This window comes from Pseudomonas sp. NFACC05-1 (assembly GCF_900100135.1).
GTDB lineage: Bacteria > Pseudomonadota > Gammaproteobacteria > Pseudomonadales > Pseudomonadaceae > Aquipseudomonas > Aquipseudomonas fluorescens_Q.
Map to the genome: position 1 here is coordinate 43,655 of NZ_FMTR01000010.1, position 23,522 is coordinate 67,176.

At 59.3% G+C, this 23,522-nt stretch carries 20 protein-coding genes and 1 other RNA gene; 12 read left to right on the forward strand and 9 right to left on the reverse strand.

From position 1 onward, the window contains the following. Positions 1–182: 182 nt before the first annotated feature. The 4 genes from dapB to grpE form a co-directional block, all read right to left on the reverse strand. Complete coding sequence (gene dapB / locus BLO97_RS16615) at positions 183–989, reverse strand: 4-hydroxy-tetrahydrodipicolinate reductase (protein WP_092146118.1); 807 nt, start codon at positions 987–989, stop codon at positions 183–185. Between the two features lie 9 nt (positions 990–998). Further along, on the reverse strand, positions 999–2,123 hold the full coding sequence (gene dnaJ / locus BLO97_RS16620) for a molecular chaperone DnaJ (RefSeq protein WP_003197693.1): 1,125 nt from the start codon (positions 2,121–2,123) through the stop codon (positions 999–1,001). Between the two features lie 322 nt (positions 2,124–2,445). After that, the gene (gene dnaK, locus BLO97_RS16625; protein WP_014336568.1) at positions 2,446–4,362 is read right to left on the reverse strand and encodes a molecular chaperone DnaK; all 1,917 of its coding nucleotides are present in this window, start codon (positions 4,360–4,362) and stop codon (positions 2,446–2,448) included. A 101-nt stretch (positions 4,363–4,463) separates the two neighbouring features. Further along, positions 4,464–5,030, reverse strand: coding sequence for a nucleotide exchange factor GrpE (gene grpE / locus BLO97_RS16630; protein ID WP_013692249.1), 567 nt, complete (start codon positions 5,028–5,030; stop codon positions 4,464–4,466). A 241-nt stretch (positions 5,031–5,271) separates the two neighbouring features. On the opposite strand from grpE, the gene recN reads away from it, so the two are divergent. Continuing rightward, on the forward strand, positions 5,272–6,945 hold the full coding sequence (recN, locus tag BLO97_RS16635; protein WP_092346814.1) for a DNA repair protein RecN: 1,674 nt from the start codon (positions 5,272–5,274) through the stop codon (positions 6,943–6,945). A 77-nt stretch (positions 6,946–7,022) separates the two neighbouring features. On the opposite strand, the gene fur is transcribed toward recN, so the two are convergent. Next, positions 7,023–7,427 (reverse strand): ferric iron uptake transcriptional regulator, encoded by a 405-nt coding sequence (fur, locus tag BLO97_RS16640; protein WP_003197684.1) that lies wholly within the window; start codon positions 7,425–7,427, stop codon positions 7,023–7,025. A gap of 97 nt (positions 7,428–7,524) precedes the next feature. Between fur and BLO97_RS16645 the strand changes: the two genes are divergently transcribed. After that, positions 7,525–8,052: an outer membrane protein assembly factor BamE gene (locus tag BLO97_RS16645; RefSeq protein WP_063322991.1), complete on the forward strand. Its 528-nt coding sequence runs from the start codon at positions 7,525–7,527 to the stop codon at positions 8,050–8,052. 59 nt (positions 8,053–8,111) lie between these two features. On the opposite strand, the gene BLO97_RS16650 is transcribed toward BLO97_RS16645, so the two are convergent. The 3 genes from BLO97_RS16650 to BLO97_RS16660 are packed head-to-tail and all read right to left on the reverse strand — an operon-like array spanning position 8,112 to position 10,265. Next, positions 8,112–8,414 (reverse strand): RnfH family protein, encoded by a 303-nt coding sequence (locus BLO97_RS16650; protein ID WP_092346817.1) that lies wholly within the window; start codon positions 8,412–8,414, stop codon positions 8,112–8,114. Then, complete coding sequence (locus BLO97_RS16655; RefSeq protein ID WP_024617726.1) at positions 8,411–8,854, reverse strand: type II toxin-antitoxin system RatA family toxin; 444 nt, start codon at positions 8,852–8,854, stop codon at positions 8,411–8,413. The genes BLO97_RS16650 and BLO97_RS16655 overlap by 4 nt, the downstream gene beginning before the upstream one ends. A 7-nt stretch (positions 8,855–8,861) precedes the next feature. After that, positions 8,862–10,265, reverse strand: coding sequence for a sodium-dependent transporter (locus BLO97_RS16660; RefSeq protein ID WP_092224445.1), 1,404 nt, complete (start codon positions 10,263–10,265; stop codon positions 8,862–8,864). Positions 10,266–10,383: 118 nt separating this feature from the next. Between BLO97_RS16660 and smpB the strand changes: the two genes are divergently transcribed. After that, entirely contained in the window at positions 10,384–10,866 is a 483-nt protein-coding gene (smpB, locus tag BLO97_RS16665) for an SsrA-binding protein SmpB (protein WP_042730880.1), read from the forward strand. A 147-nt stretch (positions 10,867–11,013) separates the two neighbouring features. Here smpB and BLO97_RS16670 read toward each other — a convergent pair whose 3' ends face one another. After that, positions 11,014–11,781, reverse strand: a complete 768-nt coding sequence (locus BLO97_RS16670; RefSeq protein ID WP_092146124.1) for an FCD domain-containing protein — start codon at positions 11,779–11,781, stop codon at positions 11,014–11,016. A 262-nt stretch (positions 11,782–12,043) separates the two neighbouring features. On the opposite strand from BLO97_RS16670, the gene BLO97_RS16675 reads away from it, so the two are divergent. The 9 genes from BLO97_RS16675 (at position 12,044) to BLO97_RS16715 (ending at position 23,276) form a co-directional block, all read left to right on the forward strand. After that, positions 12,044–13,738, forward strand: a complete 1,695-nt coding sequence (locus BLO97_RS16675) for a lactate permease LctP family transporter (protein ID WP_092347010.1) — start codon at positions 12,044–12,046, stop codon at positions 13,736–13,738. Positions 13,739–13,888: 150 nt separating this feature from the next. Continuing rightward, positions 13,889–14,713: a (Fe-S)-binding protein gene (locus BLO97_RS16680; RefSeq protein WP_063322994.1), complete on the forward strand. Its 825-nt coding sequence runs from the start codon at positions 13,889–13,891 to the stop codon at positions 14,711–14,713. After that, positions 14,710–16,167: a LutB/LldF family L-lactate oxidation iron-sulfur protein gene (locus BLO97_RS16685; protein ID WP_092346820.1), complete on the forward strand. Its 1,458-nt coding sequence runs from the start codon at positions 14,710–14,712 to the stop codon at positions 16,165–16,167. Before BLO97_RS16680 ends, BLO97_RS16685 begins: the two co-directional genes overlap by 4 nt. Beyond that, positions 16,164–16,835: a LutC/YkgG family protein gene (locus tag BLO97_RS16690; protein WP_092346823.1), complete on the forward strand. Its 672-nt coding sequence runs from the start codon at positions 16,164–16,166 to the stop codon at positions 16,833–16,835. The genes BLO97_RS16685 and BLO97_RS16690 overlap by 4 nt, the downstream gene beginning before the upstream one ends. Further along, a complete protein-coding gene (locus tag BLO97_RS16695) occupies positions 16,832–19,642 on the forward strand; it encodes an FAD-binding and (Fe-S)-binding domain-containing protein (RefSeq protein WP_092346826.1) in 2,811 nt (936 codons plus the stop codon). Before BLO97_RS16690 ends, BLO97_RS16695 begins: the two co-directional genes overlap by 4 nt. A 127-nt stretch (positions 19,643–19,769) precedes the next feature. Next, complete coding sequence (locus BLO97_RS16700) at positions 19,770–20,048, forward strand: hypothetical protein (RefSeq protein WP_063322997.1); 279 nt, start codon at positions 19,770–19,772, stop codon at positions 20,046–20,048. Positions 20,049–20,140: 92 nt separating this feature from the next. After that, positions 20,141–20,537: a transfer-messenger RNA gene (gene ssrA, locus BLO97_RS16705) on the forward strand. 183 nt (positions 20,538–20,720) lie between these two features. Further along, positions 20,721–21,977 carry an integrase domain-containing protein gene (locus BLO97_RS16710; protein ID WP_092346829.1) on the forward strand — a complete coding sequence of 419 codons (1,257 nt, stop codon included), beginning with the start codon at positions 20,721–20,723 and terminating at the stop codon, positions 21,975–21,977. Positions 21,978–22,115: 138 nt separating this feature from the next. Continuing rightward, complete coding sequence (locus BLO97_RS16715) at positions 22,116–23,276, forward strand: STY4528 family pathogenicity island replication protein (RefSeq protein ID WP_092346832.1); 1,161 nt, start codon at positions 22,116–22,118, stop codon at positions 23,274–23,276. Positions 23,277–23,522: the final 246 nt, after the last annotated feature.

The following is a 23,522-nucleotide window of genomic DNA, read 5'->3' on the forward strand; positions in this document are numbered from 1 at the left end:
CACCCCGCTTGTTCACTGAATTATTCTGCGCGCTTTTAGTGGACACACTAAAGCTGTAGCTTACAGAAAAAGGCTTTTTTGGTCCACCGCTAATGAGCCTTGAAGGCAGGGGAATGCGACAGGCCGTCGCGAAGCGGTGTAAAACGGGGCTCAGTATAACCTGAACCCCGCACCTAGGGGCATCAACGCAGGTCGAGAACGTCCTGCATGTCGTACAAACCAGGCTCGCGGCCATCCAGCCACAGCGCCGCGCGAACGGCACCCTTGGCGAAAGTCATCCGGCTCGATGCCTTGTGGGTGATCTCCAGGCGCTCGCCTTCAGTGGCGAACAGCACAGTGTGGTCGCCCACCACATCACCGCCGCGCACAGTGGCGAAACCGATGGTGCTGCGCTCACGAGCACCGGTGTGCCCCTGACGCCCATACACTGCCACTTCCTGCAGATCGCGACCCAACGCATCGGCAATCACCTCCCCCATGCGCAAGGCCGTTCCCGAAGGCGCGTCGATCTTGTGCCGGTGATGCGCCTCGATGATTTCGATATCCGCGTCGTCACCCAAGACCCGGGCCGCCATGTCCAGCAGCTTCAGCGACAGGTTCACGCCCACGCTGAAGTTCGCGGCAAACACGATCGGAATGTCCTTGCCCGCTTCGGCCAGCAATTGCTTTTGCGCAGCATCCAGCCCCGTCGTACCGATCACCATGGCCTTGCCGTGCTTGCGGCAGATCGCGAGGTTTTTCAGCATCACTTCCGGCAAGGTGAAATCAATCAGTACATCGAACTCGTCGAGCACTTTCTCCAAGCCGCCGGACATCGGCACACCGATACGCCCCAGTGAGGCCAACTCGCCCGCATCGGCACCTACCAGCGTGCTGTCGGGCCGAACGATGGCCGCCGTCAGGCCGGAAAGCGGCGAGCGCTGCTGCACCGCCTCGACCAGCGCCTTGCCCATGCGCCCCGCAGCGCCCATCACAGCTATACGTCGCATGCGAACTCCTTACAGGTCGCCGAAGAAGCGTTTTACACCTTCGAACCAACCGGTGGTTTTCGGGGAGTGACTGTTGTCATCCGCCAGCGAGTTGCGGAACTCTTCCAACAGCTCACGCTGACGCCGCCCCAGGTTGACCGGAGTCTCCACCGCCACGCGACACATCAGGTCGCCCGCACCACCGCCACGCACTGGCGCGACGCCTTTGCCGCGGATCCGGAACTGCTTGCCGGTCTGCGTGCCCTCGGGGATTTTCAGCTTGACGCGACCGTCGAGGGTCGGGATCTCAAGCTCACCACCCAAGGCCGCATCGACGAAGCTGATCGGCACTTCGCAGAACAGGTGCTTGCCGTCGCGCTGGAAAATCGCATGCTCGCGCACATTGATGACCACATACAGATCACCAGTCGGGCCGCCCTGGGCACCTGCCTCGCCTTCGCCGGACAGGCGAATGCGGTCACCGGTGTCGACACCGGCCGGCACTTTGACCGACAGCGTCTTGTACTCTTCGACACGCCCTTCACCGTGGCAGGAGTCGCACGGATCGGAAATGATCTTGCCTTGGCCATGGCAACGCGGGCAGGTCTGCTGCACCGAGAAAAAGCCCTGCTGCATGCGAACCTGGCCGATACCACCACAGGTCGGGCACGTAACGGGCGAGGAGCCCTTCTTGGCGCCCGAGCCATCGCATGGCTTGCAATTGACCAGCGTTGGAACACGGATATTGACGGTAGTACCGCGCACCGCTTCTTCCAGGTTCAACTCCAACGTGTAGCGCAAATCGCTGCCACGCTGAGCGCCGCCACGGGCACCGCCGCGACCGCCACCGAAGAAATCGCTGAACACATCACCGAAAATATCGGAAAAGTTCTGACCGCCGAAACCGGCACCGCCGCCACCCATGCTTGGGTCGACGCCGGCATGACCGTACTGGTCGTAAGCCGCGCGCTTGCTCGAATCGGACAGTACTTCGTAGGCCTCGTTGGCCTCCTTGAACATCTCTTCCGACGCTTTGTCGCCGGGATTACGGTCCGGGTGGTGCTTCATCGCCAGGCGACGATAGGCCTTTTTCAGGTCCGCCTCGCTGGCCCCCCGCTCGACACCCAATACTTCGTAAAAGTCACGCTTTGCCATTAGTCTTTGCACTCTTATAGGACGTCCGGCAAACCTCTCCTGAACCTTGCCAAACTCGTTGAGCCCCAATACAGGCCCGGACCCAACTCACGTCGATTCAACGATCCTGGTCTTAAGTTTTTCAGCCAGGGACCCGGCCAAAACGCGGTGTCCGCCGCTCGGAAAGCAGGAGCATTCCCGATCACACCGCCAGCATCCGAGCGTTGTCGCATGCTGTAAAAATTCATTGACTCCAGACACGCCAACGCGGGAGCAAGCTCCCGCGCGGCGACATCCTACCAGCCACCGCACAAATGCAGTCAACCGGCCGACCAACAAGCGATTACTTGTGGTCTTTCACTTCTTCGAACTCGGCGTCAACGACGTCGTCGGCTTTCTCGGCCGATTCGCCCTGCGCAGCCGCGCCTTCTGCAGGCTGAGCCTGTTCGGCGTACATTTTCTGAGCCACTGGCGCAGAGACCTTGGACAGCTCTTCGATCTTCGCTTCGATGGCGGCCTTGTCGTCGCCTTTGACGGCAGCTTCCAGGGCAACCACGGCCGCTTCGATGGCGGTTTTCTCTTCCGCGGTCACTTTTTCGCCAGCATCAGCGATCATTTTGCGAGTCGAGTGCACCAAGGCATCGCCCTGGTTACGAGCGCTGGCAAGTTCTTCGAACTTGCGGTCTTCCTCGGCGTTGACTTCAGCATCGCGAACCATCTGCTGAATTTCTTCCTCGGACAGACCGGAGTTGGCCTTGATCACGATCGACTGAGTCTTGCCGGTAGCCTTGTCTTTCGCGCCGACGTGCAGGATGCCGTTGGCGTCGATGTCGAAGGTCACTTCGATTTGTGGCACGCCACGCGGTGCTGGTGGAATCTCGGCCAGGTCGAACTTGCCCAGGGACTTGTTCTGTGCGGCTTGCTTACGCTCACCTTGCAGCACGTGAATGGTCACTGCGCCCTGGTTGTCGTCGGCAGTCGAGAACACCTGGGATTTCTTGGTAGGAATCGTGGTGTTTTTCTCGATCAGCGCGGTCATTACGCCGCCCATGGTTTCGATACCCAGAGTCAGCGGGCTGACGTCGAGCAGCAGAACGTCTTTCACGTCACCAGCCAATACCGCGCCCTGGATAGCAGCACCCATGGCAACAGCTTCGTCAGGGTTGACGTCTTTACGTGCTTCTTTACCGAAGAAATCGGTCACCAACTTCTGAACCAGTGGCATACGGGTCTGACCGCCAACCAGGATCACGTCGTTGATCGAACCAACGTCGATACCGGCGTCTTTCATAGCGATGCGGCAAGGTTCGATGGTGCGCTGAACCAGGTCTTCCACCAGCGCTTCGAGCTTGGCGCGGGAGATTTTTACGTTCAGGTGCTTAGGACCGGTGGCGTCTGCGGTGATGTACGGCAGGTTCACGTCGGTCGACTGGCTCGAGGACAGTTCGATCTTGGCTTTTTCAGCGGCTTCTTTCAGGCGCTGCATGGCCAGCGGGTCACCCTTGAGGTTCATGCCGCTTTCTTTCTTGAACTCGTCGACGAGGTAGTCGATCAGGCGGATGTCGAAGTCTTCACCACCGAGGAATGTGTCACCGTTGGTTGCCAATACTTCGAACTGGTGCTCGCCGTCGACTTCAGCGATCTCGATCACGGAAACGTCGAAGGTACCGCCACCCAGGTCATAAACGATCACGGTGTGATCGCCCTTGGCCTTGTCCATACCGTAGGCCAGAGCGGCCGCAGTCGGTTCGTTGATGATACGTTTTACGTCCAGGCCCGCGATGCGGCCGGCGTCTTTAGTCGCCTGGCGCTGGCTGTCGTTGAAATAGGCAGGCACAGTAATGACCGCCTCAGTCACCGCTTCGCCGAGGTAATCTTCGGCGGTTTTCTTCATTTTCTTGAGGATTTCAGCCGAGATCTGTGGCGGCGCCATTTTCTGGCCGTTCACTTCAACCCAGGCATCGCCGTTGTCAGCCTTGGCGATTTTGTAAGGCACCATCTTGATGTCTTTCTGGACGACTTCTTCGTCGAACTTGCGACCGATCAGACGCTTCACCGCGTACAGGGTGTTATGCGGATTGGTCACTGCCTGACGCTTGGCCGATTGGCCAACCAGAATCTCGCCATCATTGGCGTAAGCGATGATCGACGGCGTAGTACGCGCGCCTTCAGCGTTTTCGATGACTTTGGCCTTGCCGTTTTCCAGCACGGAGACGCACGAGTTGGTGGTCCCCAGGTCGATACCGATAATCTTGCCCATGTTAACTCTCCCGGAACTTGGATTTTGTTGCCGCAGCAGTGGTGGCTAACTGCGGTAGCACTTAAACGCTTGACATATAGATGGGGCCGCTACGACCGATTTCAAGCCTGCTCATCAATAGAAGGCGAAACCGGCGCTGGCGTCTTGCTGACCACGACCATGGCCGGACGCAGCAGGCGCCCATTGAGCAGATAGCCCTTCTGGAAAACCTTCAGCACACTGTTTGGCTCGACGTCGGCACTTTCCTGCATCGCCATGGCCTGGTGGTGCTCGGCGTTGAAGGGTTCGCCATGGGGATCAAGGGTTTCGAGCTGATAACGCTTGAGGGTGTCCTGGAACATCTTCAGGGTCAGCTCGATGCCTTCACGCATCGGACGAATGTTTTCGTCATCCGGGTTGGACAGTTCCAGGCCACGCTCCAGGCTGTCGATGATCGGCAACAGGTCGCCGGCGAAACGCTCCAGGGCGAATTTATGAGCCTTCTCTACATCTTGCTCGGCGCGACGGCGGACATTCTGCAGGTCGGCTGCTACACGCAACGCCTGATCCTGCGCACCGGCCAGTTGCTCCTCGAGCACTTGTACACGTGCCGCCAGGTCTTCACCGGAATCCTGGGAAGCCTGATTGGCGTCTAGATTTTGCGTGTCCTGCGTCTGTTCGTCAGCCATAGATTTCTCCTCTCAACTTCGTCCGCGAGCTCAACTCGCGCTTCTGCCCCGGTATATGGGGTCGGGTTTTGCAGCTTCAAGGGCCATCTGACGAATTAACCTTACAAAAAACAGCTGCATAACCATTCCCCGCCGCGCTAAGAAAATCATTTATCCAAGCAAATCGAGCTAAGCAAAGGCATTGTCAGGCCAAAACAAAACACTGTATAAATAACCAGACCTAAAGCCTGGGAGCGGCCTTATGCTGGTGCACCTGTCCGTACACAACTATGCCATCGTCGAACACCTCGACCTCGAACTTGATCGAGGCATGAGTGTGATCACCGGTGAAACCGGCGCAGGCAAGTCGATCATGCTCGATGCCCTGGGCCTGACGCTGGGCGACCGCGCCGACAGTGGCGTAGTGCGCCCCGGAGCGGACAAGGCCGACATCCTGGCGACGTTCGACCTGGTCGACATCCCCGAGGCCAGCGCCTGGCTGGCCGAACGCGACCTGGACACCGACGGCCTGTGCATCCTGCGCCGGGTCATCACCGCCGAAGGACGCTCCCGCGGCTACATCAATGGCACGCCCTGCCCCTTGGGCGACCTCAAGGCCCTCGGCGAGCTGCTGATCGACATTCACAGCCAGCATGAACACCAATCCCTGCTCAAGACCGACACCCATCGCCGCTTGCTGGATGAATACGCCGGCGCCACCGACCTGGCCCGACAGGTCCAACTGGCGGCCCAACGCTGGCGCCAAACCCGGCAGGAACTGGATCGACTCTCCAACTCCGGCGACGAACAGCGCGCCCGTCACCAGTTGTTGAGCTATCAGCTCGAAGAGCTGGAGAACCTGGCCCTGGGTGAAAATGAACTGGCAGAGCTGGAGCAGGAACACAAGAACCTGACCAACGCCGAAACCCTGCTGGGCATTTGCCGGCAAGTGGTCGAACAATGCAGCGAGAGCGATTCGGGCAATGTGCTCAATGCGCTGACAGCGAGCTTGAACCGACTCTCCAGTGTGAACAATTCGGTGGGCGCCCTGAACGAAGCGACGAACCTGCTGACGAGCGCGCAGATCCAGGTCGAAGAAGCCGTCGGGGAGCTGAATCGGTTCCTCGATCATTTCGATGCCGACCCGGCCCGCCTGCAGTACCTGGAAGAGCGCCTGGACACCATCTATACACTGGCGCGCAAGCACCGCATCCAGCCGGCCGACGTTGCCGAACTCCAGCAGCGGCTGCTGGAAGAACTGGAAACCCTGAACGCCAACGATGAATCCATCGAGCGCCTGGGGGACGAACTGGCTTCTTATGCCCGTCATTACCAGGAAAAGGCCAAGGAGCTCAGTGAACTGCGGCAGCACGCCGCAACAGGGCTGGCCAGCGCCGTGGAGCAGGAAATCCAGCGCCTGGGCATGCCCGGCGGGCGCTTCACCATCGAATTGCACCCCAACGCTGGCGACGAGCTCCAGCCCAACGGGCTGGAGCAAGTGGAACTGCTGGTCAGCGCCAACCCAGGGCAACCGCTCAAGGCCCTGGCCAAAGTCGCGTCCGGCGGCGAACTGTCACGAATCAGCCTGGCCATCCAGGTCATCACCGCGCAGACTTCTCGCGTGCCGACGCTGGTATTCGACGAAGTGGACGTGGGCATCGGAGGCCCAACCGCGGAAATTGTCGGCCAGTTGCTGCGCCGACTGGGGGAACGCGGCCAGGTGCTGACGGTGACTCACCTGCCCCAGGTCGCCGCCCAGGGACACCAACATCTATTTGTGCATAAGGTACGCGGCGAGGATGCCACTCGCACCGCCGTGTCCAAGCTCAACAAAAACGAGCGCGTAGAAGAAGTGGCGCGAATGCTCGGGGGCATCGACCTCACCAAGGAATCCCTGGCCCACGCGAAAAAAATGGTCGTTACCGCGAAAATCTGAGAACGGCAGAAAGCACGAAGGCGACCCTGGGGTCGCCTTCGTTCGTTTCGCGAACCGTAATAGTCCGCGCGACATGCTTACTTTTTCTTGCGTACGTACAGCACAAGATTGTGATCAACCATCTCGAAGCCATACTTGTCGACGATTGCTTTCTGCAGCCGCTCGATTTCTTCGTCGAAGAACTCGATCACTTCACTGGTCTCGACGTTGACCATATGGTCGTGATGCTTGCCGTCGTCCAGCTCGAAGACCGCATGGCCTCCGTCGAAGTTGTGCCGCACCACCAAGCCAGCTGCCTCGAACTGGGTCAGAACACGGTAAACCGTGGCCAGACCGACGTCCTCACCAGCCTCCATAAGCGCCTTATAGACATCTTCAGCACTCATGTGGCGTTGCTCGGCGGAATCGAGCATTTGTAGAATCTTGACCCGTGGCAGGGTCACTTTGAGGCCGGCTTTGCGTAGTTCGCTATTTTCAACCATGGTCAGCTTTCTCGCGATGCTGCTTCGCAGCTTCTCTTAATGCGGGTATGATCGGCGTTTACGTTGTCCCAGCCAAGATAGTGGAAGTCGCCCACCGATGCAAAACACCAAGCTCTTGCTAACCAGTTTCACCTTTGTGGGACTGCTCGCACTCGCCGGTTGTTCATTCCCCGGGGTTTACAAAATCGACATCCAGCAGGGCAATGTCGTCACGCAGGACATGATAGACCAGTTACGCCCGGGAATGACCCGCCGGCAAGTACGGTTTATCATGGGCAACCCCCTGTTGACCGACACGTTCCATGCCGATCGCTGGGATTACCTATACAGCTTGCAGCCAGGCGGCGGTGAGCGCCAGCAGGAACGCATCAGCGTTATCTTCAGCCCCAACGACCAACTCGTCAGCCTGTCAGGTGATTTCATGCCTGGCGTGAGCCGTGACGAAGCCATCTTGGGCAAGGACAGCGACAACACCGTTACCGACCCGACCCAGAAGACCGAACAGCCAAAACCGGAAAAACCGGCCAAGCCAGGTTCGTTGCTGGACCAGATCCAGAAGGATGTGGACAAAGTCGAGACCGTACCAGTCCCGACGCCAGAGCCCCTGGACACATCGCCGCAATAAATGGCGGCATAAAAAAACCCGGCATGCCGGGTTTTTTATTGCCTGTCATTCAAGCCAGGTTATTGCTCCGATTGGCGTGCCTGGGCAGCCTTGGCCGCGCGCAGGCGCCGAATTTCCTTCGGATCGGCCAACAACGGGCGATAAATCTCCAGTCGATCGGCCGCCTGCACCACCTGATGCTCTGGATCGGCAACCAGCTTGCCAAAAATCCCCACCGGGCAAGTCGTCAGATCCAGCTCCGGAAACACATCGGCAATACCGGATGCCGCCAGTGCGGCGCGAACACTCGCGCCCTCCTGCACCATGCAGGTGCGCAAGACCTGACGCTCCGCTGAGGCATACACCACTTCTATCTCAATCAACGCTTGAGCTCTGCATTCTGCTTGGCCCGCTGGCAGAACGCATCGACCAGGGTATTGGCGGCCTGATTGAACAGCGGCCCCAGCGTCGCCCGCACCAGAGGACCGGCGTAGTCGAACGACAGGTCCAGGCTGATCTTGCAGGCCTTTTCACCCAGCGGCTTGAACACCCAGACACCGTGGAGCTGATTGAAAGGCCCTTCCTCCAGATTCATCTCGATGGACTGTCCCGGCACCAGCGTATTGCGCGTGACGAAGCGCTGGCTCAAGCCGCTCTTGGCAATGTTGAGGCTGGCGCGCATATGGGTTTCAGAGCTTTCCAGCACCTCGGCCGACGAGCACCACGGCAAGAACTCCGGGTAGCTCGCCACATCGTTGACCAGGTCATACAGCGCCTGCGCCGGGTAGGGCAGCAAGGCCGAGCGTTGAATATGTGTCGTCATGTAAGCGTCACTTCCACAGCTGGGCGGCAAACACTACAAGAATGCCGATGGGCGCCACATAGCGCATCAAGAACAGGCTCAAGCCGAACAATACCGGGCTACGCAGCGACAGCTCATCACGCACTGCTTCACGCCCCATGATCCATCCTGCAAACACTACGAAACACAAACCACCCAATGGCAGCATGATCCGTGAGGTGAAGAAATCAATCACGCCGAAGAAATCCAGCCCTCCGGTTGCGCCCCACTGGTAGAGATGGAACAGCCCGTCTTCGTTCACGAAAAACTTCGCCTGCTTCCATATATTGAAGGAAAACACCGTGCCCAGGCCGACAAACCAACAGGTGAAGGCCAGCCAGAAGGTTACCCAGGCACGACTGAGCCGGGTCCGTTCAACCAGGTAAGCCACCATGGGTTCCAGCAGGGAGATGGCCGAACTCCAGGCCGCGATGGCCACCAGGAGAAAAAACACCACGCCCATCACCTGGCCGAACGCCATGCTGCCAAAGGCAAAGGGCAGGCTGACGAACATCAACCCTGGCCCCTCGCTCGGATTCAGGCCGGCAGCGAACACAATCGGAAACAATGCCACGCCCGCCAGCAGCGACACGAAGGTGTCCAGCAGTGCGACGCCGACCACAGTTCGGGTCAGGGAGGCATTCTTGGGCATGTAGGCGCCATAGATCATGATCGAACCGACCCCGACGCTCAGGGAGAAAAACGCATGCCCCATGGCCGGCAGCAGGCCGTCCAGGACTTTCTCCGGCTGGAAGTCGAACATGAAATGCACGCCTTCCATGAAATGCCCGGTGGTCATGCTGTAGCCCAGCAGCACCAGGATCATCACGAACAGCAACGGCATCATGATCCGCAGGCTGCGCTCAAGCCCGGCCACCACGCCCCGGGCAATTACCACCGCCGAGAGCACCATGAAAATCGTGTGCCAGAGGGTCAGCCTCCAGGGATCGGCAATTACATCGCCGAAGTAGGCACCTACCTGATCAGGCGTCACACCCTGAAAATCCCCACGCCCCATGTCGATGATGTAGTCCAGCGACCAACCGCCGACCACGCTATAGAAAGACAGGATCAACAGCGCCGTGATCATCCCGGCGAAGGCGCCCCACGACCACTTGGGCGAGTGCCCCGCCGTCACTGCCAGCACCTTCAAGGCATTGGCCGGGCTTTGCCGGGCCCGACGACCGATCAGGGTTTCGGCCAGCATTACCGGCGCGCCGATCAGCGCAATGCACGCCAGGAACATCAGTACGAAGGCACCGCCACCGTAGACGCCGACCATGTAGGGGAATTTCCAGATACTGCCCAACCCCACCGCGGAACCGGTTGCAGCGAATATAAAAACCCAGCGGCTAGCCCAACTGCCGTGGACAGAAACCTTGTCTGTCGACATCGTGATCACGCCCAAGCATTCAAAAAAGAGGCCGCATTGTCCGGGATTCACTCAACGTGCTCAAGCACGCTGCTTCACCGTAGCCGACACGCGCGCAACTGCCTATAATGCCGCCCCTATGGCTAAACAGAAGAAACACCCCACAGGGACCATCGCGCAAAATAAAAAGGCGCGACACGATTACTTCATCGAACAACGTTTCGAGGCTGGCATGGTCCTGGCCGGCTGGGAAGTAAAGAGCTTGCGTGCCGGCAAGGCGCAACTGGTCGACAGCTATGTGCTGCTCAAGGACGGCGAAGCCTGGCTGCTGGGCAGTCATATCACGCCGCTGACCACCGCCAGCACCCACGTGATTGCCGACCCGGTGCGCTCGCGCAAATTGCTGCTCAACAAACGCGAGCTGGAAAAACTTTTCGCCTCGGTGCAACAGAAGGGTTACACCTGCGTCTGCACGTCGTTGTACTGGAGCAAGCACTTGATCAAGTGCGAAATTGCCCTGGGCAAGGGCAAGAAGGAATACGACAAGCGCGATACCGAGCGTGAACGTGATGCCGGCCGCGAGCTGCAGCGTGCGGTGCGCAACAAGGGCAAGGAAGACTGAGTCTTTCGTCCTTGAGACCGCTATCGCGAGCAAGCTCGCTCCCACATAGGATCTTTTGCGAACACAGAATATGTGTACAACAGTGAGCCCGTGTGGGAGCGGGCTTGCTCGCGAATACAGAAGCCCAATCGCCACCGAACTCGCGACCTACATCCCCTTGCGCCGCTCCGCCCGCGCCACCCGCTGCACCTCCTGACGCACCTCTTCCAAAACTTCCTGCACATACAAGATATGCCGGCTGGACACTTCCCGCGCCTGTTCGGCGTGCCCGTCCATGATGGCCTGGTACAACTCCCGGTGCTGGCTGATCAGCATGTCGCGGGTTTCACTGCGCTGCTTGTACATGCCGCCGATGTTGGTCACCACGTTGCGCTTGAGCAAATCGAACAAGCCGCGAATCGTGTGCAGCAACACGGCGTTATGACTGGCCTCGGCGATCGCCAAGTGAAACCGGGCATCCGCCGCGCCCTCCTCCGCCCGGCTGACCTCGTCGTGGCGCGAGTAACAATCCAGCAGCTCGTCGAATGCCGCCGTCAGCCGCTCGCGGTCCACATCCGTGGCCCGCTGCGCCGCGTAATAAGCACAGGACGCTTCCAGGGTGTGACGGAACTCCAGCAAGTCACGCTGCGCTTCGGGATTGCTTTCCAAAAGCTGCAGCAGCGGATCACTGAACGTCGAGCCCAGCGACTCCACCACATAGTTGCCGCCGCCCTGGCGACTGACCAACAAGCCTTTGGCCGCCAGCTTCTGGATCGCCTCGCGCAACGAAGGGCGTGACACACCGAACTGCTCAGCCAGGGTCCGTTCGGCCGGCAGCCGCTCACCGGACTTGAGCGTGCCCTCAAGGATCATGCCTTCAAGCCGCTCGACAATATCGTCAGACAAACGGCGCTGACGAATCTGATCAAACCCCATAACTCAATTCTCCACGATCCCGACCGCTCGCCGGGCCCTCTATTCTGGCCCATCCGGGCTTTATCCACACCCCGTAAAAGCCGCTTCTACCAACGGATCAGATGCCATCTGCACCGCTTATTCGACGAAAGTTTCAGGGCGGCAAATTGACACACGACAACCAAGGCTTTTACCCTAGCCAACAGCGATTGTAAATTGGTATTACCAATTAACCAAATCCGCTGGCAGTGCCTGACCAACAACAATTAGGGGCCCACCCATGATGCAAACCTGGCAACAGCTCTACAGCCCGCTCGGCAGCCTCGGCTTGTCCGCACTCGCGGCCGTCATTCCCATCGTATTTTTCTTCCTGGCCCTGGCGGTGTTTCGCCTCAAGGGACATGTGGCCGGCAGCATTACCTTGGCCCTGGCGATCGCTGTGGCGATTTTCGCGTTCAATATGCCCGCCGACATGGCCTTCGCAGCCGCCGGCTATGGCTTTGCCTACGGTCTGTGGCCCATCGCCTGGATCATCGTCGCCGCCGTATTCCTCTACAAACTGACGGTCAAGAGCGGCCAGTTCGAGGTGATTCGCAGCTCAGTGCTGTCGATTACCGATGACCAACGCCTGCAAGTGCTGCTGATCGGCTTTTGCTTCGGCGCGTTCCTCGAAGGGGCCGCCGGTTTCGGTGCCCCGGTGGCGATCACTGCCGCCCTGCTGGTCGGCCTGGGCTTCAACCCCCTGTATGCCGCGGGCCTGTGCCTGATCGCCAACACCGCCCCGGTCGCGTTCGGCGCGTTGGGCATTCCGATCATCGTGGCCGGTCAGGTTACCGGGATCGACGCCTTCAAGATCGGCGCCATGACCGGTCGCCAGTTGCCCTTGCTGTCGTTGTTCGTGCCGTTCTGGCTGGTGTTCATGATGGACGGTCTGCGCGGCGTGCGGGAAACCTGGCCAGCAGCGCTGGTGGCCGGCTTGAGCTTCGCCATCACCCAGTACTTCACCTCCAACTTCATCGGCCCGGAACTGCCGGACATCACCTCCGCCCTGGCCAGCCTGATTTCCCTGACGCTGTTCCTGAAAGTCTGGCAGCCCAAGCGCACCGCCGGCGCCCAGATTGCCGGCGCCACCTCCAGCGCAACGGTCACTGCCAGCGTCGGCGGTTTCGGCCAACCGCGCAGCACCGTGGTTTCGCCCTACAGCCTGGGAGAAATCATCAAAGCCTGGTCGCCGTTCCTGATCCTGACCGTATTGGTGACGATCTGGACCCTCAAGCCGTTCAAGGCAATGTTCGCTGCGGGCGGTTCGATGTACGGCTGGGTGTTCAACTTCGCCATCCCGCACCTGGACCAGATGGTGATCAAGGTCGCGCCCATCGTGATCAACCCCACTGCCATTCCGGCCGTGTTCAAGCTTGATCCGATTTCCGCCACCGGCACGGCGATTTTCTTCTCCGCATTGATCTCGATGCTGGTACTGAAGATCAATATCAAAACTGGTCTTACCACTTTTAAAGAGACACTTTTCGAGCTGCGCTGGCCGATCCTGTCCATCGGCATGGTGCTGGCATTCGCCTTCGTCACCAACTACTCGGGCATGTCCTCGACCATGGCCCTGGTACTGGCCGGCACGGGCGCCGCGTTCCCGTTCTTCTCGCCGTTCCTGGGTTGGCTGGGCGTGTTCCTGACCGGTTCCGATACGTCGTCCAACGCGTTGTTCAGCTCGCTGCAAGCCACCACCGCGCACCAGCTCGGCGTCAACGACACCTTGCTCGTGGCGGCCAATACCAGCGGCGGCGTGACCGGCAAGATGATTTCGCCACAATCGATCGCGGTGGCCTGCGCGGCGACCGGGCTGGTGGGCAAGGAATCGGATCTGTTCCGTTTCACCCTCAAACACAGCCTATTCTTTGCAACGATTGTCGGCCTGATCACGTTGGCCCAGGCCTACTGGTTTACCGGCATGCTGGTTCATTAAGTCCTACACGCAACACTGAAAAAACCGACGCCGAACCGTGATTCGGCGTCTGCTATTCACCACCGGGTCTGCAAGGCTGCTGAAAGATTTCCTGTCTATATTCAGCAGCCTCAGCGGACGGATAACCGGGACCACCCGGAGACACGCCTGATGAGCGAGCTTTTTTATAACGCCGTGCCGAACGCGACCCGTGTCGCCCCGCCACTGCCCGAGCCTCGGCAGTACCCCAGCGAAAAACCGCAAAGGGTCTACCTGTTCGGCACTTGCGTGGTGGACCTGTTCTATCCCGAAGCCGGGATGGATGCGATTCATCTGCTGGAGCGCGAAGGAATCCGGGTGGACTACCCGCAAGGGCAAAGCTGCTGCGGCCAACCGGCCTACACCTCGGGCTACACCGAGCAGGCGCGGACGGTGGCACGGGCGCAGTTGGCCCTGTTTGCCGAAGATTATCCGGTGGTCGTGCCCTCGGGCTCCTGCGCCGGCATGCTGCGCGAGCATTACGCCGATCTGTTCAAGGATGAGCCCGACACGCTCAAACAGGTTCAGGCCCTGGCGGCCCGGACCTATGAACTGGCTGAATTCCTGCTGTTCGTCTGCAAGGTGCAGTTGAACGATAGCGGCGAACCCGTGAAAGTCGCGCTGCACACGTCCTGCTCGGCACGGCGTGAAATGAACACCCATCTGCATGGCCGTGCGTTGTTGGCGCAGCTGCGCAATGTGGAGCGAGTTGAACACAGCCACGAAAGTGAATGCTGTGGCTTTGGTGGGACGTTCAGTGTTCGCATGCCGGATATTTCCGGCGCGATGGTGGCCGACAAGACCCGAGCGCTGAAGGAATCCGGCGCGCACAAGGTCATCAGTGCCGATTGTGGCTGCCTGATGAACATCAACGGCGCACTGGAAAAACAGCAGGAAGCGTTACGCGGCCAGCATCTGGCGAGCTTTCTCTGGCAGCGTAGCGGAGGTGTTGCATGAGCACGCCAACGCTGATCCCGACTGTAGAGGTGCAGGAAGATTTTCGCGCCCGGGCCCACAAGGCTTTGGACGACACGCAACTGCGAAACAACTTTCGCAGCGCGATGGATTCACTGATGACCAAACGGGCAACGTCTTTCAGCGATGCCCACGAAAGAGAACACCTGCGAGTGCTCGGCAATGCCGTCCGCGCCCGTGCGTTATCCAAGCTGCCCGACCTGCTCGAGCAACTTGAAAGCAACCTGACCCGTAACGGTGTGAACGTGCACTGGGCGGAAACGGTGGACGAAGCCAATGGCATCGTCCTCTCGATCATCCGCGCTCACGAGGCGCGGCAAGTGATCAAGGGCAAATCGATGGTCAGCGAAGAGATGGAGATGAACCATTTCCTCGAGGCTCGGGACATTGAATGTCTCGAATCCGACATGGGGGAATACATCGTCCAGCTCGACCACGAGAAGCCTTCACACATCATTATGCCGGCGATCCACAAGAATGCCGGTCAGGTCGCGTCCTTGTTCCACGACAAACTCGGCGTGGAGTACACCAAGGACGTTGACCAACTCATTCAGATCGGTCGCAAGGTATTGCGGCAGAAATTCTTCGAGGCCGATATCGGCGTCTCCGGTGTCAACTTCGCCGTCGCTGAAACCGGCACGCTGCTGCTGGTGGAAAACGAAGGCAACGGACGCATGTCCACCACCGTGCCTCCCGTGCACATCGCTGTGACCGGCATCGAAAAAGTGGTGGAGAACCTGCGCGATGTCGTGCCGCTGCTCTCGCTGCTGACCCGCTCGGCCCTCGGACAGCCCATCACCACCTACGTCAACATGATCTCCGGCCCGCGCAAGCCTGAGGAACTGGACGGCCCCCAGGAAGTCCACTTGGTCCTGCTCGACAATGGTCGAAGCCAGGCGTTTGCCGACAGCGAACTGCGCCAGACGCTGAACTGCATTCGCTGCGGCGCCTGTATGAATCATTGCCCGGTCTATACCCGAATCGGCGGCCATGCCTACGGCGAGGTGTACCCGGGGCCTATCGGAAAAATCATCACGCCGCACATGGTCGGCCTGGCCAAGGTGCCGGACCACCCGAGCGCGTCTTCGCTGTGCGGCGCCTGCGGTGAAGTGTGCCCGGTGAAGATTCCGATCCCGGCTTTGCTGCGGCGGTTGCGGGAAGAAAACGTCAAGGCGCCGGACAGCCCCCATCAGGTGATGCGCGGCCAGGGCAGCAAATACTCGCCCAAGGAACGCTTCATCTGGAATGCCTGGGCCTGGCTCAACAGCTCACCGCGGCTGTATCGGCTGTTCGGCTTCCTCGCCACGCGCCTGCGCGCCCTGGTGCCCAACAACGTCGGCCCCTGGACCCAGAACCACAGCGCCCCCAAACCCGCCGCCCGCTCATTGCATGACCTGGCCCGCGACCACCTGAACCAGCAGGGAGACCGCCGATGAGCGCCAAGGACAATATCCTCGCCAAGCTGCGTAAAAGCCTGACAGGCACCACGCCGGTTGCCGACAATTTCGATGTCGAACTGGTGACGCAAACCTACCGCTATGCGCCCGAGGAACACATCCCGCAATTGCGCAAATTGATGGAAGCGGTGCACACCGAAATCCACCTGACGTCCGACGAAGGCTGGCCGACCCTGCTCGCGCAATTGCTGCGCGACCGTCAATTGCCGAGTCTGCTCATTGCCCCGACCACCGCGCACGGGCAAAAAATCACACAGTTCTGGGCGAACAATCCGGACCTGCCAACCCTCAAGGCCTACGACCGCCCCATAGAGGAATGGAAAGCCGAGTTGTTCAACGACACTCCCGCCAGCCTCACCGGGACCCTTGGCGCCATCGCCGCCACCGGCAGCCTGATTCTCTGGCCAACCCGGGAAGAACCGCGGCTGATGAGCCTGGTGCCACCGGTGCATTTCGCCCTGCTCAAGGCCAGCGAGATCCGTGACAACTTCTATGAAGTGCAGCAGGAATTCGAGTGGGCCCAAGGCATGCCCACCAACGCCCTGCTGGTATCGGGCCCGTCGAAAACCGCCGACATCGAGCAAGTCCTGGCCTACGGCGCCCACGGTCCGAAGGATCTGGTGGTTTTGATTCTGGAGGACCAATGACCCTTCCGGCCTCTTTCCTACACGACGTTCAACAACTGATCCCGCAGAAACGCCGTTTCGACGATCCGCTGTCGACTTTGGCCTTCGGCACTGACGCCAGTTTCTATCGGCTGATTCCGAAACTGGTGGTACGCGTCGAATCCGAAGATGAAGTGATTGCCCTACTGAAACTGGCCCAGCGCGACCAGGTGCCCGTCACCTTCCGCGCCGCCGGCACCAGCCTGTCCGGGCAAGCCATCAGCGACTCGGTGCTGATTGTGCTGGGGGATAACTGGAACGGTCGCGAGATCCGCGCGCAAGGCACGCAGATTCGCTTGCAGCCCGGCGTGATCGGCGCCCAGGCCAACGCCTGGCTGGCCCCGTTTGGGCGCAAGATCGGCCCAGACCCGGCGTCGATCAACGCCTGCAAGATCGGCGGCATCGTCGCCAATAACGCCAGCGGCATGTGCTGCGGCACCGCGCAGAACACCTATCACACCCTGGCCGGCATCCGCCTGGTACTGGCCGATGGCACACGCCTGGACACCGAAGACGACAACAGCGTGGCGGCTTTTCGTACAAGCCATGGCGAACTGCTGGAACGCCTCGCCACCCTCGGTCGCGAAACCCGCGCCAACACCGAATTGGCCGCCCGAATTCGTCACAAGTACCGTCTGAAAAATACCACCGGCCTGTCACTCAATGCCCTGGTGGATTTCGACGAGCCTGTGGATATCTTGAGCCACCTGCTGGTCGGCTCCGAAGGCACCCTCGGCTTCATCAGCGCGGTGACCTACAACACCGTTATCGACCATCCGAACAAAGCTTCGGCGCTGATCGTATTCCCGGACGTGGAAACCTGCTGCAACGCCGTCACCGTGCTGAAAAGCCAGCCAGTCTCGGCCGTGGAACTGCTGGACCGCCGCAGCCTGCGCTCGGTGCAGGACAAACCGGGCATGCCGGATTTCGTACAGCATCTGTCGATCAATGCCTGCGCCTTGCTCATCGAATCCCGCGCCGCTTCCTCGTCTTTACTGCAAGAGCAACTGGTCCGGATCATGGCTTCACTGGCCGGCTTCCCGGTGGAAAAACAGGTCGACTTCACCGAAGACCCACGGGAAAACGCCCGGCTCTGGGCCATCCGCAAAGACACCTTTCCAGCGGTGGGCGCGGTCCGTAAAACCGGAACCACGGTGATCATCGAAGACGTGACCTTTCCGGTGGAACAACTCGCCATTGGCGTAAACCGCCTGATCGAGCTGTTCGACAAACATCACTACGACGAAGCGATCCTTTTCGGACACGCGCTGGAAGGTAATCTGCACTTCGTCTTCACCCAAGGCTTCAACAACCCTGAAGAAGTCGCACGCTACCAGGCGTTCATGGATGACGTGGCGCAGTTGGTGGCGGTGGAATTCGGCGGCTCGCTGAAAGCAGAGCACGGCACCGGGCGCAACATGGCGCCGTTCGTCGAGCTGGAATGGGGCAGCGATGCCTATCAGTTGATGTGGCAGCTCAAACGCCTGCTCGATCCCAACGGCATCCTCAACCCGGACGTGGTGCTCAGCGAGGATCCGCAAATCCACCTCAAGCACCTCAAGCCGCTGCCGGCCGCCGATGAGATCGTGGACAAGTGCATCGAGTGTGGTTTCTGCGAACCCGTGTGCCCGTCCAAGGACCTGACCTTGAGCCCGCGCCAGCGCATCGTGATCTGGCGAGACATCCAGGCGAAGAAACGCGCCGGCACGGACACCGCCGAACTGGAGCAGGCCTATCAATACCAAGGCATCGACACCTGCGCCGCGACGGGCCTGTGCGCGCAACGTTGCCCGGTAGGCATCAATACCGGCGAGCTGGTGAAAAAACTGCGCAGCCGTGACGCGACGAAGACGAAAACCGCTAACTGGATTGAAGGAAATTTCGCCACCACGCTGCAAGGCGCACGCTTCGCCCTGCACGTGGCCAATGGTGCGCGGATGCTGCTAGGCGCCCCCCGCCTGGCGAAACTGTCGGCTTCGTTGACGCGGCTGTCCAAAGGCCAGGTCCCACAGTGGACCAACGCCATGCCCCAGCCGGAAAAGGCCATCCGTTTCAGCCCTACCGTGTCGGACGAACGCCCGCGCGTGGTGTACCTGGCGGCTTGCGTATCGCGGGTCATGGGCCCGGCGGCCAAGGATAAAGAGCAGATGTCGCTGTATGAAAAGACCCAACGGCTGCTGGAAAAAGCCGGCTACCAAGTCGTCTTTCCCGACAATGTGGACAGCCTTTGTTGCGGCCAACCTTTCGCGTCCAAAGGCTACGCCGAACAAGCCGAGCACAAACGCCAGGAACTGATCGGCGCACTGCTGCACGCCAGCCGCGGCGGACTCGATCCGATCTATTGCGACACCAGCCCCTGCACGTTGCGCCTGGTCCAGGACCTCGGTGAGGTGCGCCTGGACCTGTATGACCCAGTGCGCTTCATCCGCACCCATCTGGTGGACCGTCTCGACTTCACTCCCCAAGAGGCGCCCATCGCGGTGCACGTCACGTGCAGCACCCAGCACCTTGGCGAAAGCCAGGCGCTGATCGACCTGGCGCGCAAGTGCAGTAAAAACGTGGTCATCCCGGAAGGCATCCATTGTTGCGGTTTCGCCGGCGACAAGGGTTTCTCCACACCCGAGCTGAACGCCCACTCGCTGCGCTCACTGAAGGACGCGGTACAGCATTGCAGCGAAGGGATTTCCACCAGCCGCACGTGTGAGATTGGTCTTACGCAGCACGGCGCAATCGACTACCACGGGCTGGTCTACCTCATCGATCGGGTCACCCAGGCCAGGGCGACCTGAAGAAAAATAGAACCCTGGCGCACGGGCACAGTCCACTGATCAAGTCCCGCAAACGCGGGACCTTCCAAAAACTGGTAGCCGTCCTGATGGCCAGCGATGCCTGGTCCCTCAGTTCAAGGAGAGACACATGAAACGCTCTGTACTGCTAGGTCTGTTCGTCACTGCCTCCATGCTAGCGTCGTCTTCGTTTGCCGCCGATCTCTGTGATACCAACCTCAAAGCCATCGAGAACGCGAAGAGCCAGTATCAGGGCTCGGATATCGAGGCTAAAGTCGAGGCCAGCGTCCAGCAAGCCAAGGCCCATCAAGCCCTGAACACCAAGGAAGGCACCGAGAAATGCATCTCCGAAACCACCCAGACCATCCAGGAGATCCAAAAGGTCAGCACAGACGGTAAAAGCTCCTGACCGCTGGGCCAACCTTCGGGTTGGCCTCAGACGCGGATTGGCGTACACTGCACATGCCTGCCGCTCCTACAGATTCATGGAGCGACAGGTTCGGGGCCGTTTAGGATTCGACGCCGGTTGCGAAACTTTAGGTGCATGCCGAGTTGGTAACAGAACTCGTAAATCCACTGTTGCAACTTCTATAGTTGCCAATGACGAAAACTACGGCCAGGACTACGCTATCGCTGCGTAAGCAGCCTTAACGCCTGAGCTTCTGGTACCTTCGGGTCCAGCAATCATTAGGGGATGTCTGTAAACCCAAAGTGATTGTCATATAGAACAGAATCGCCGTGCAGTACGTTGTGGACGAAGCGGCTAAAACTTACACAACTCGCCCAAAGCACCCTGCCCGTCGGGTCGCTGAGGGTTAACTTAATAGACACGGCTACGCATGTAGTACCGACAGCAGAGTACTGGCGGACGGGGGTTCAAATCCCCCCGGCTCCACCATTTCATCATCTAAAGACGTCCACGGACGTCTTTTTTTGTGCCTGAAACCCAGTAAATACGGGGGTTTCAGCGCCATCAAGCTCCATAGCCCTTCACGCTGATCCATTTTGAAATGTATTCCAAGGCGTATTCCAAGCCCATGGCTGGTAAATTTTGGAATACACGAACAGCGTTGGAGTACCCATGGGCGCCCAAGCCACACGCCTTTCAGACCTGAAAATCAGAGCCACCAAACCCAAAGCCAAGGACTACATACTGACCGACGGCAACGGCCTCCAACTGCGAGTCCGTACCAATGGTTCGAGGCTATGGAATTTCAACTACGTCCATCCCGTGACGAAAAAACGGATCAACATGGGACTGGGAACATTCCCCGAGCTCAGCCTGGCTCAAGCGCGAAAACGCACCGTTGAGGCCAGGGAATTGGTCGCCCAGGGACTGGACCCCAAAGAGCAGCGCGATGCAGATCGCCAAGCGAAAAAAGCCGCGACAGAGCACACCTTTCAAAACGTGGCGACGGCCTGGTTTGAACTGAAGAAAGATTCCGTAACAACCGCCTACGCCGAAGACATTTGGCGCTCGCTCACGCTGCACATCTTCCCGGATTTACACGCGACCCCAATTTCCGAAATCAGCGCTCCCCAGGTCATCAAGTTGCTTAAGCCACTTGAAACCAAAGGCAGCTTGGAAACGGTCAAGCGCCTGACCCAACGCCTCAACGAAATCATGACTTACGGGGTGAACTACGGACTCATTCATGCCAACCCCCTGAGCGGAATTCGATCGGTCTTCAAAAAACCAAAGAAAAAAAACATGCCGGCATTGCCCCCCGATGAGCTCAATGAACTCATGGTGGCGATTGCCAACGCCAGCATCAAAAGAACCACCCGGTGCCTCATCGAGTGGCAACTCCACACGATGACTCGGCCGGCAGAAGCTGCGACCACCCGATGGGCTGACATCGACTTCAAGAAGAAGATCTGGACGATCCCAGCGGAGCGCATGAAGAAACGTCGCACACACATCATCCCGCTTACGGAGCAAGCTTTGGCGCTCCTGGAAGCCATCAAGCCCTACAGCGGACACAGGGAGTACGTGTTTCCCGCCGACCGTAATCCGCGCACCCATTGCAACAGCCAGACCGCGAACATGGCGCTGAAACGCATGGGCTTTGAGGGGCGACTCGTAAGCCACGGAATGCGCTCCATGGCGAGCACCATCCTCAATGAAAAGGGTTGGGACCCAGAACTGATCGAAGTTGCGCTTGCCCACGTCGATAAGGACGAGGTACGTAGCGCCTATAACCGAGCGGACTATATTGAGCGCAGACGGCCGATGATGCAGTGGTGGAGTGAACACATCCAGGGAGCAGCTACCGGCAATCTCTCAGTATCAGCAACCATCGAAAGCAGTGATCGGAAAGTCGTCGCCATACGCTGATGAAGGACTGTCATCGGCGATATGGAACAGCGATAAATCCGGTGGTGATGCAAATCGTATTGTCGAGTTACACGAAGGTTGATCCGCGATGAGATGCAGAGGAACGGGCCGTCGTGGCCCATACCTCGGAGTCATCTCATGGCAAACCTACGCACTCACCAGAACTCACAAGACCAAGATGCTCTGAGCGCTACCTTGACGGCGCTCATGCTCGATCAGCGCCTTACCCCGTTGGAGCGCAATGGCTGGCAGGTCCTGCACATGCTTCGCACCGCTGATGGCCTCAGTCCGCTCGTGAACATGGGGCAACTGCGCCGCTATCTCACGTGTACTCCCTGTGGGCAGCGAGCGGGCGCTGCCACGGCTTGGCGCGCTTTAGCGGTACTGCGGCTTACAGGATGGATCAGCTTCGTAAGGCAACATTGCGATCTCCTGACTGGCAATGTTCAAAGCGTGCTGTATCGGGTCAATGAGCGCGCCCTAAGCTTCCATGAAGCTTGTGCTCTCGACGACAGCCTGGAGGAGCTTATGGCTACCTGCATCAGCCATGAAAACAAACAAATCAAGCATCTTGCCGAGCACGTTCTGGCGACTTCTGAGCAGACGCCTGAACATCCCCCCATTGCCATTCGGGAGCAACGGAACAAAGACGATGAACCACCGCCCTCCGCGCCATCGCGAAAGCGCCCTAGGGTCAATCGAACATCCGCACCTACTGCTTCCGCAAACAGATCGACCGTTACACGGCAGACCAAACAGACCCGCCAGATACCTCAAGAGCAACACCGTACGTATAAGACGTATTTATACAAAGAAGAACGTACGTACCGCGCGCATACGCGTGAGGAAAGCGATTCATCGTCACTCCCCCTGGCCTTGCCGCCATGCCTGGTCAGCGCCAAAGCAGACCAGCAACGAGACGTGCTAGCGGCCTTGAAACGGTTGCCGTCACACCATCGCCAGGACGTGCTGGACGAACTACAGGCACGCAGCCAAAGCGGCACAGTACGCAATGTCGTCGCCTATTTCTTCGCCCTAGCGAAGCGTGTGTTGGCCGGCGAGTTTCACTTGTGGGCCGGCCGCAAAAAACAGAATCAAGCTGGCGAGCCAGTTGCAATGCCGCCCGCACCCCGCGTTCGCACAGAAGCGCTCAAGAAGCCACCAGAGCGCTCGGCATGGCGCGAAATTGGCCGGCCACACATTGCCAACATGCGAGAAATCCTGGCCGGTCCTAGGGGGGCTGGAGACTTGGCGGCACAGGTGATGAAAGACAAAGGGTGGCAGGCGTGCCCTGCATAGGGCGGACGTTCAACGCCTGTAAACTCATGAATGTCCGGTGCTATTACCCAACATCTGGTAACACTCGATAGCCGGTTTGTGAATTGACAGAAAATGTCCGTGGGAGCACTTTCACGAGTGCATACCAGCCGTCAGGATCATCAAGACGGCGCTGCGGTTTTCCGCAGGATCCGCCCAATGACCGCATCGCTTCCGGCAGCGCGGACAGTCGACTTGAGTGTCGAAGGAAGCAAGCTATCCCATCCC

What these genes read in the sequence shown, in the direction of transcription:
- dapB (WP_092146118.1), bottom strand. Translation starts at nt 989, where the DNA reads ATGCGACGTATAGCTGTGATGGGCGCTGCGGGGCGCATGGGCAAGGCG.
- dnaJ (WP_003197693.1), bottom strand. Translation starts at nt 2,123, where the DNA reads ATGGCAAAGCGTGACTTTTACGAAGTATTGGGTGTCGAGCGGGGGGCC.
- dnaK (WP_014336568.1), bottom strand. Translation starts at nt 4,362, where the DNA reads ATGGGCAAGATTATCGGTATCGACCTGGGGACCACCAACTCGTGCGTC.
- grpE (WP_013692249.1), bottom strand. Translation starts at nt 5,030, where the DNA reads ATGGCTGACGAACAGACGCAGGACACGCAAAATCTAGACGCCAATCAG.
- recN (WP_092346814.1), top strand. Translation starts at nt 5,272, where the DNA reads ATGCTGGTGCACCTGTCCGTACACAACTATGCCATCGTCGAACACCTC.
- fur (WP_003197684.1), bottom strand. Translation starts at nt 7,427, where the DNA reads ATGGTTGAAAATAGCGAACTACGCAAAGCCGGCCTCAAAGTGACCCTG.
- BLO97_RS16645 (WP_063322991.1), top strand. Translation starts at nt 7,525, where the DNA reads ATGCAAAACACCAAGCTCTTGCTAACCAGTTTCACCTTTGTGGGACTG.
- BLO97_RS16655 (WP_024617726.1), bottom strand. Translation starts at nt 8,854, where the DNA reads ATGACGACACATATTCAACGCTCGGCCTTGCTGCCCTACCCGGCGCAG.
- BLO97_RS16660 (WP_092224445.1), bottom strand. Translation starts at nt 10,265, where the DNA reads ATGTCGACAGACAAGGTTTCTGTCCACGGCAGTTGGGCTAGCCGCTGG.
- smpB (WP_042730880.1), top strand. Translation starts at nt 10,384, where the DNA reads ATGGCTAAACAGAAGAAACACCCCACAGGGACCATCGCGCAAAATAAA.
- BLO97_RS16670 (WP_092146124.1), bottom strand. Translation starts at nt 11,781, where the DNA reads ATGGGGTTTGATCAGATTCGTCAGCGCCGTTTGTCTGACGATATTGTC.
- BLO97_RS16675 (WP_092347010.1), top strand. Translation starts at nt 12,044, where the DNA reads ATGCAAACCTGGCAACAGCTCTACAGCCCGCTCGGCAGCCTCGGCTTG.
- BLO97_RS16680 (WP_063322994.1), top strand. Translation starts at nt 13,889, where the DNA reads ATGAGCGAGCTTTTTTATAACGCCGTGCCGAACGCGACCCGTGTCGCC.
- BLO97_RS16685 (WP_092346820.1), top strand. Translation starts at nt 14,710, where the DNA reads ATGAGCACGCCAACGCTGATCCCGACTGTAGAGGTGCAGGAAGATTTT.
- BLO97_RS16690 (WP_092346823.1), top strand. Translation starts at nt 16,164, where the DNA reads ATGAGCGCCAAGGACAATATCCTCGCCAAGCTGCGTAAAAGCCTGACA.
- BLO97_RS16695 (WP_092346826.1), top strand. Translation starts at nt 16,832, where the DNA reads ATGACCCTTCCGGCCTCTTTCCTACACGACGTTCAACAACTGATCCCG.
- BLO97_RS16700 (WP_063322997.1), top strand. Translation starts at nt 19,770, where the DNA reads ATGAAACGCTCTGTACTGCTAGGTCTGTTCGTCACTGCCTCCATGCTA.
- BLO97_RS16710 (WP_092346829.1), top strand. Translation starts at nt 20,721, where the DNA reads ATGGGCGCCCAAGCCACACGCCTTTCAGACCTGAAAATCAGAGCCACC.
- BLO97_RS16715 (WP_092346832.1), top strand. Translation starts at nt 22,116, where the DNA reads ATGGCAAACCTACGCACTCACCAGAACTCACAAGACCAAGATGCTCTG.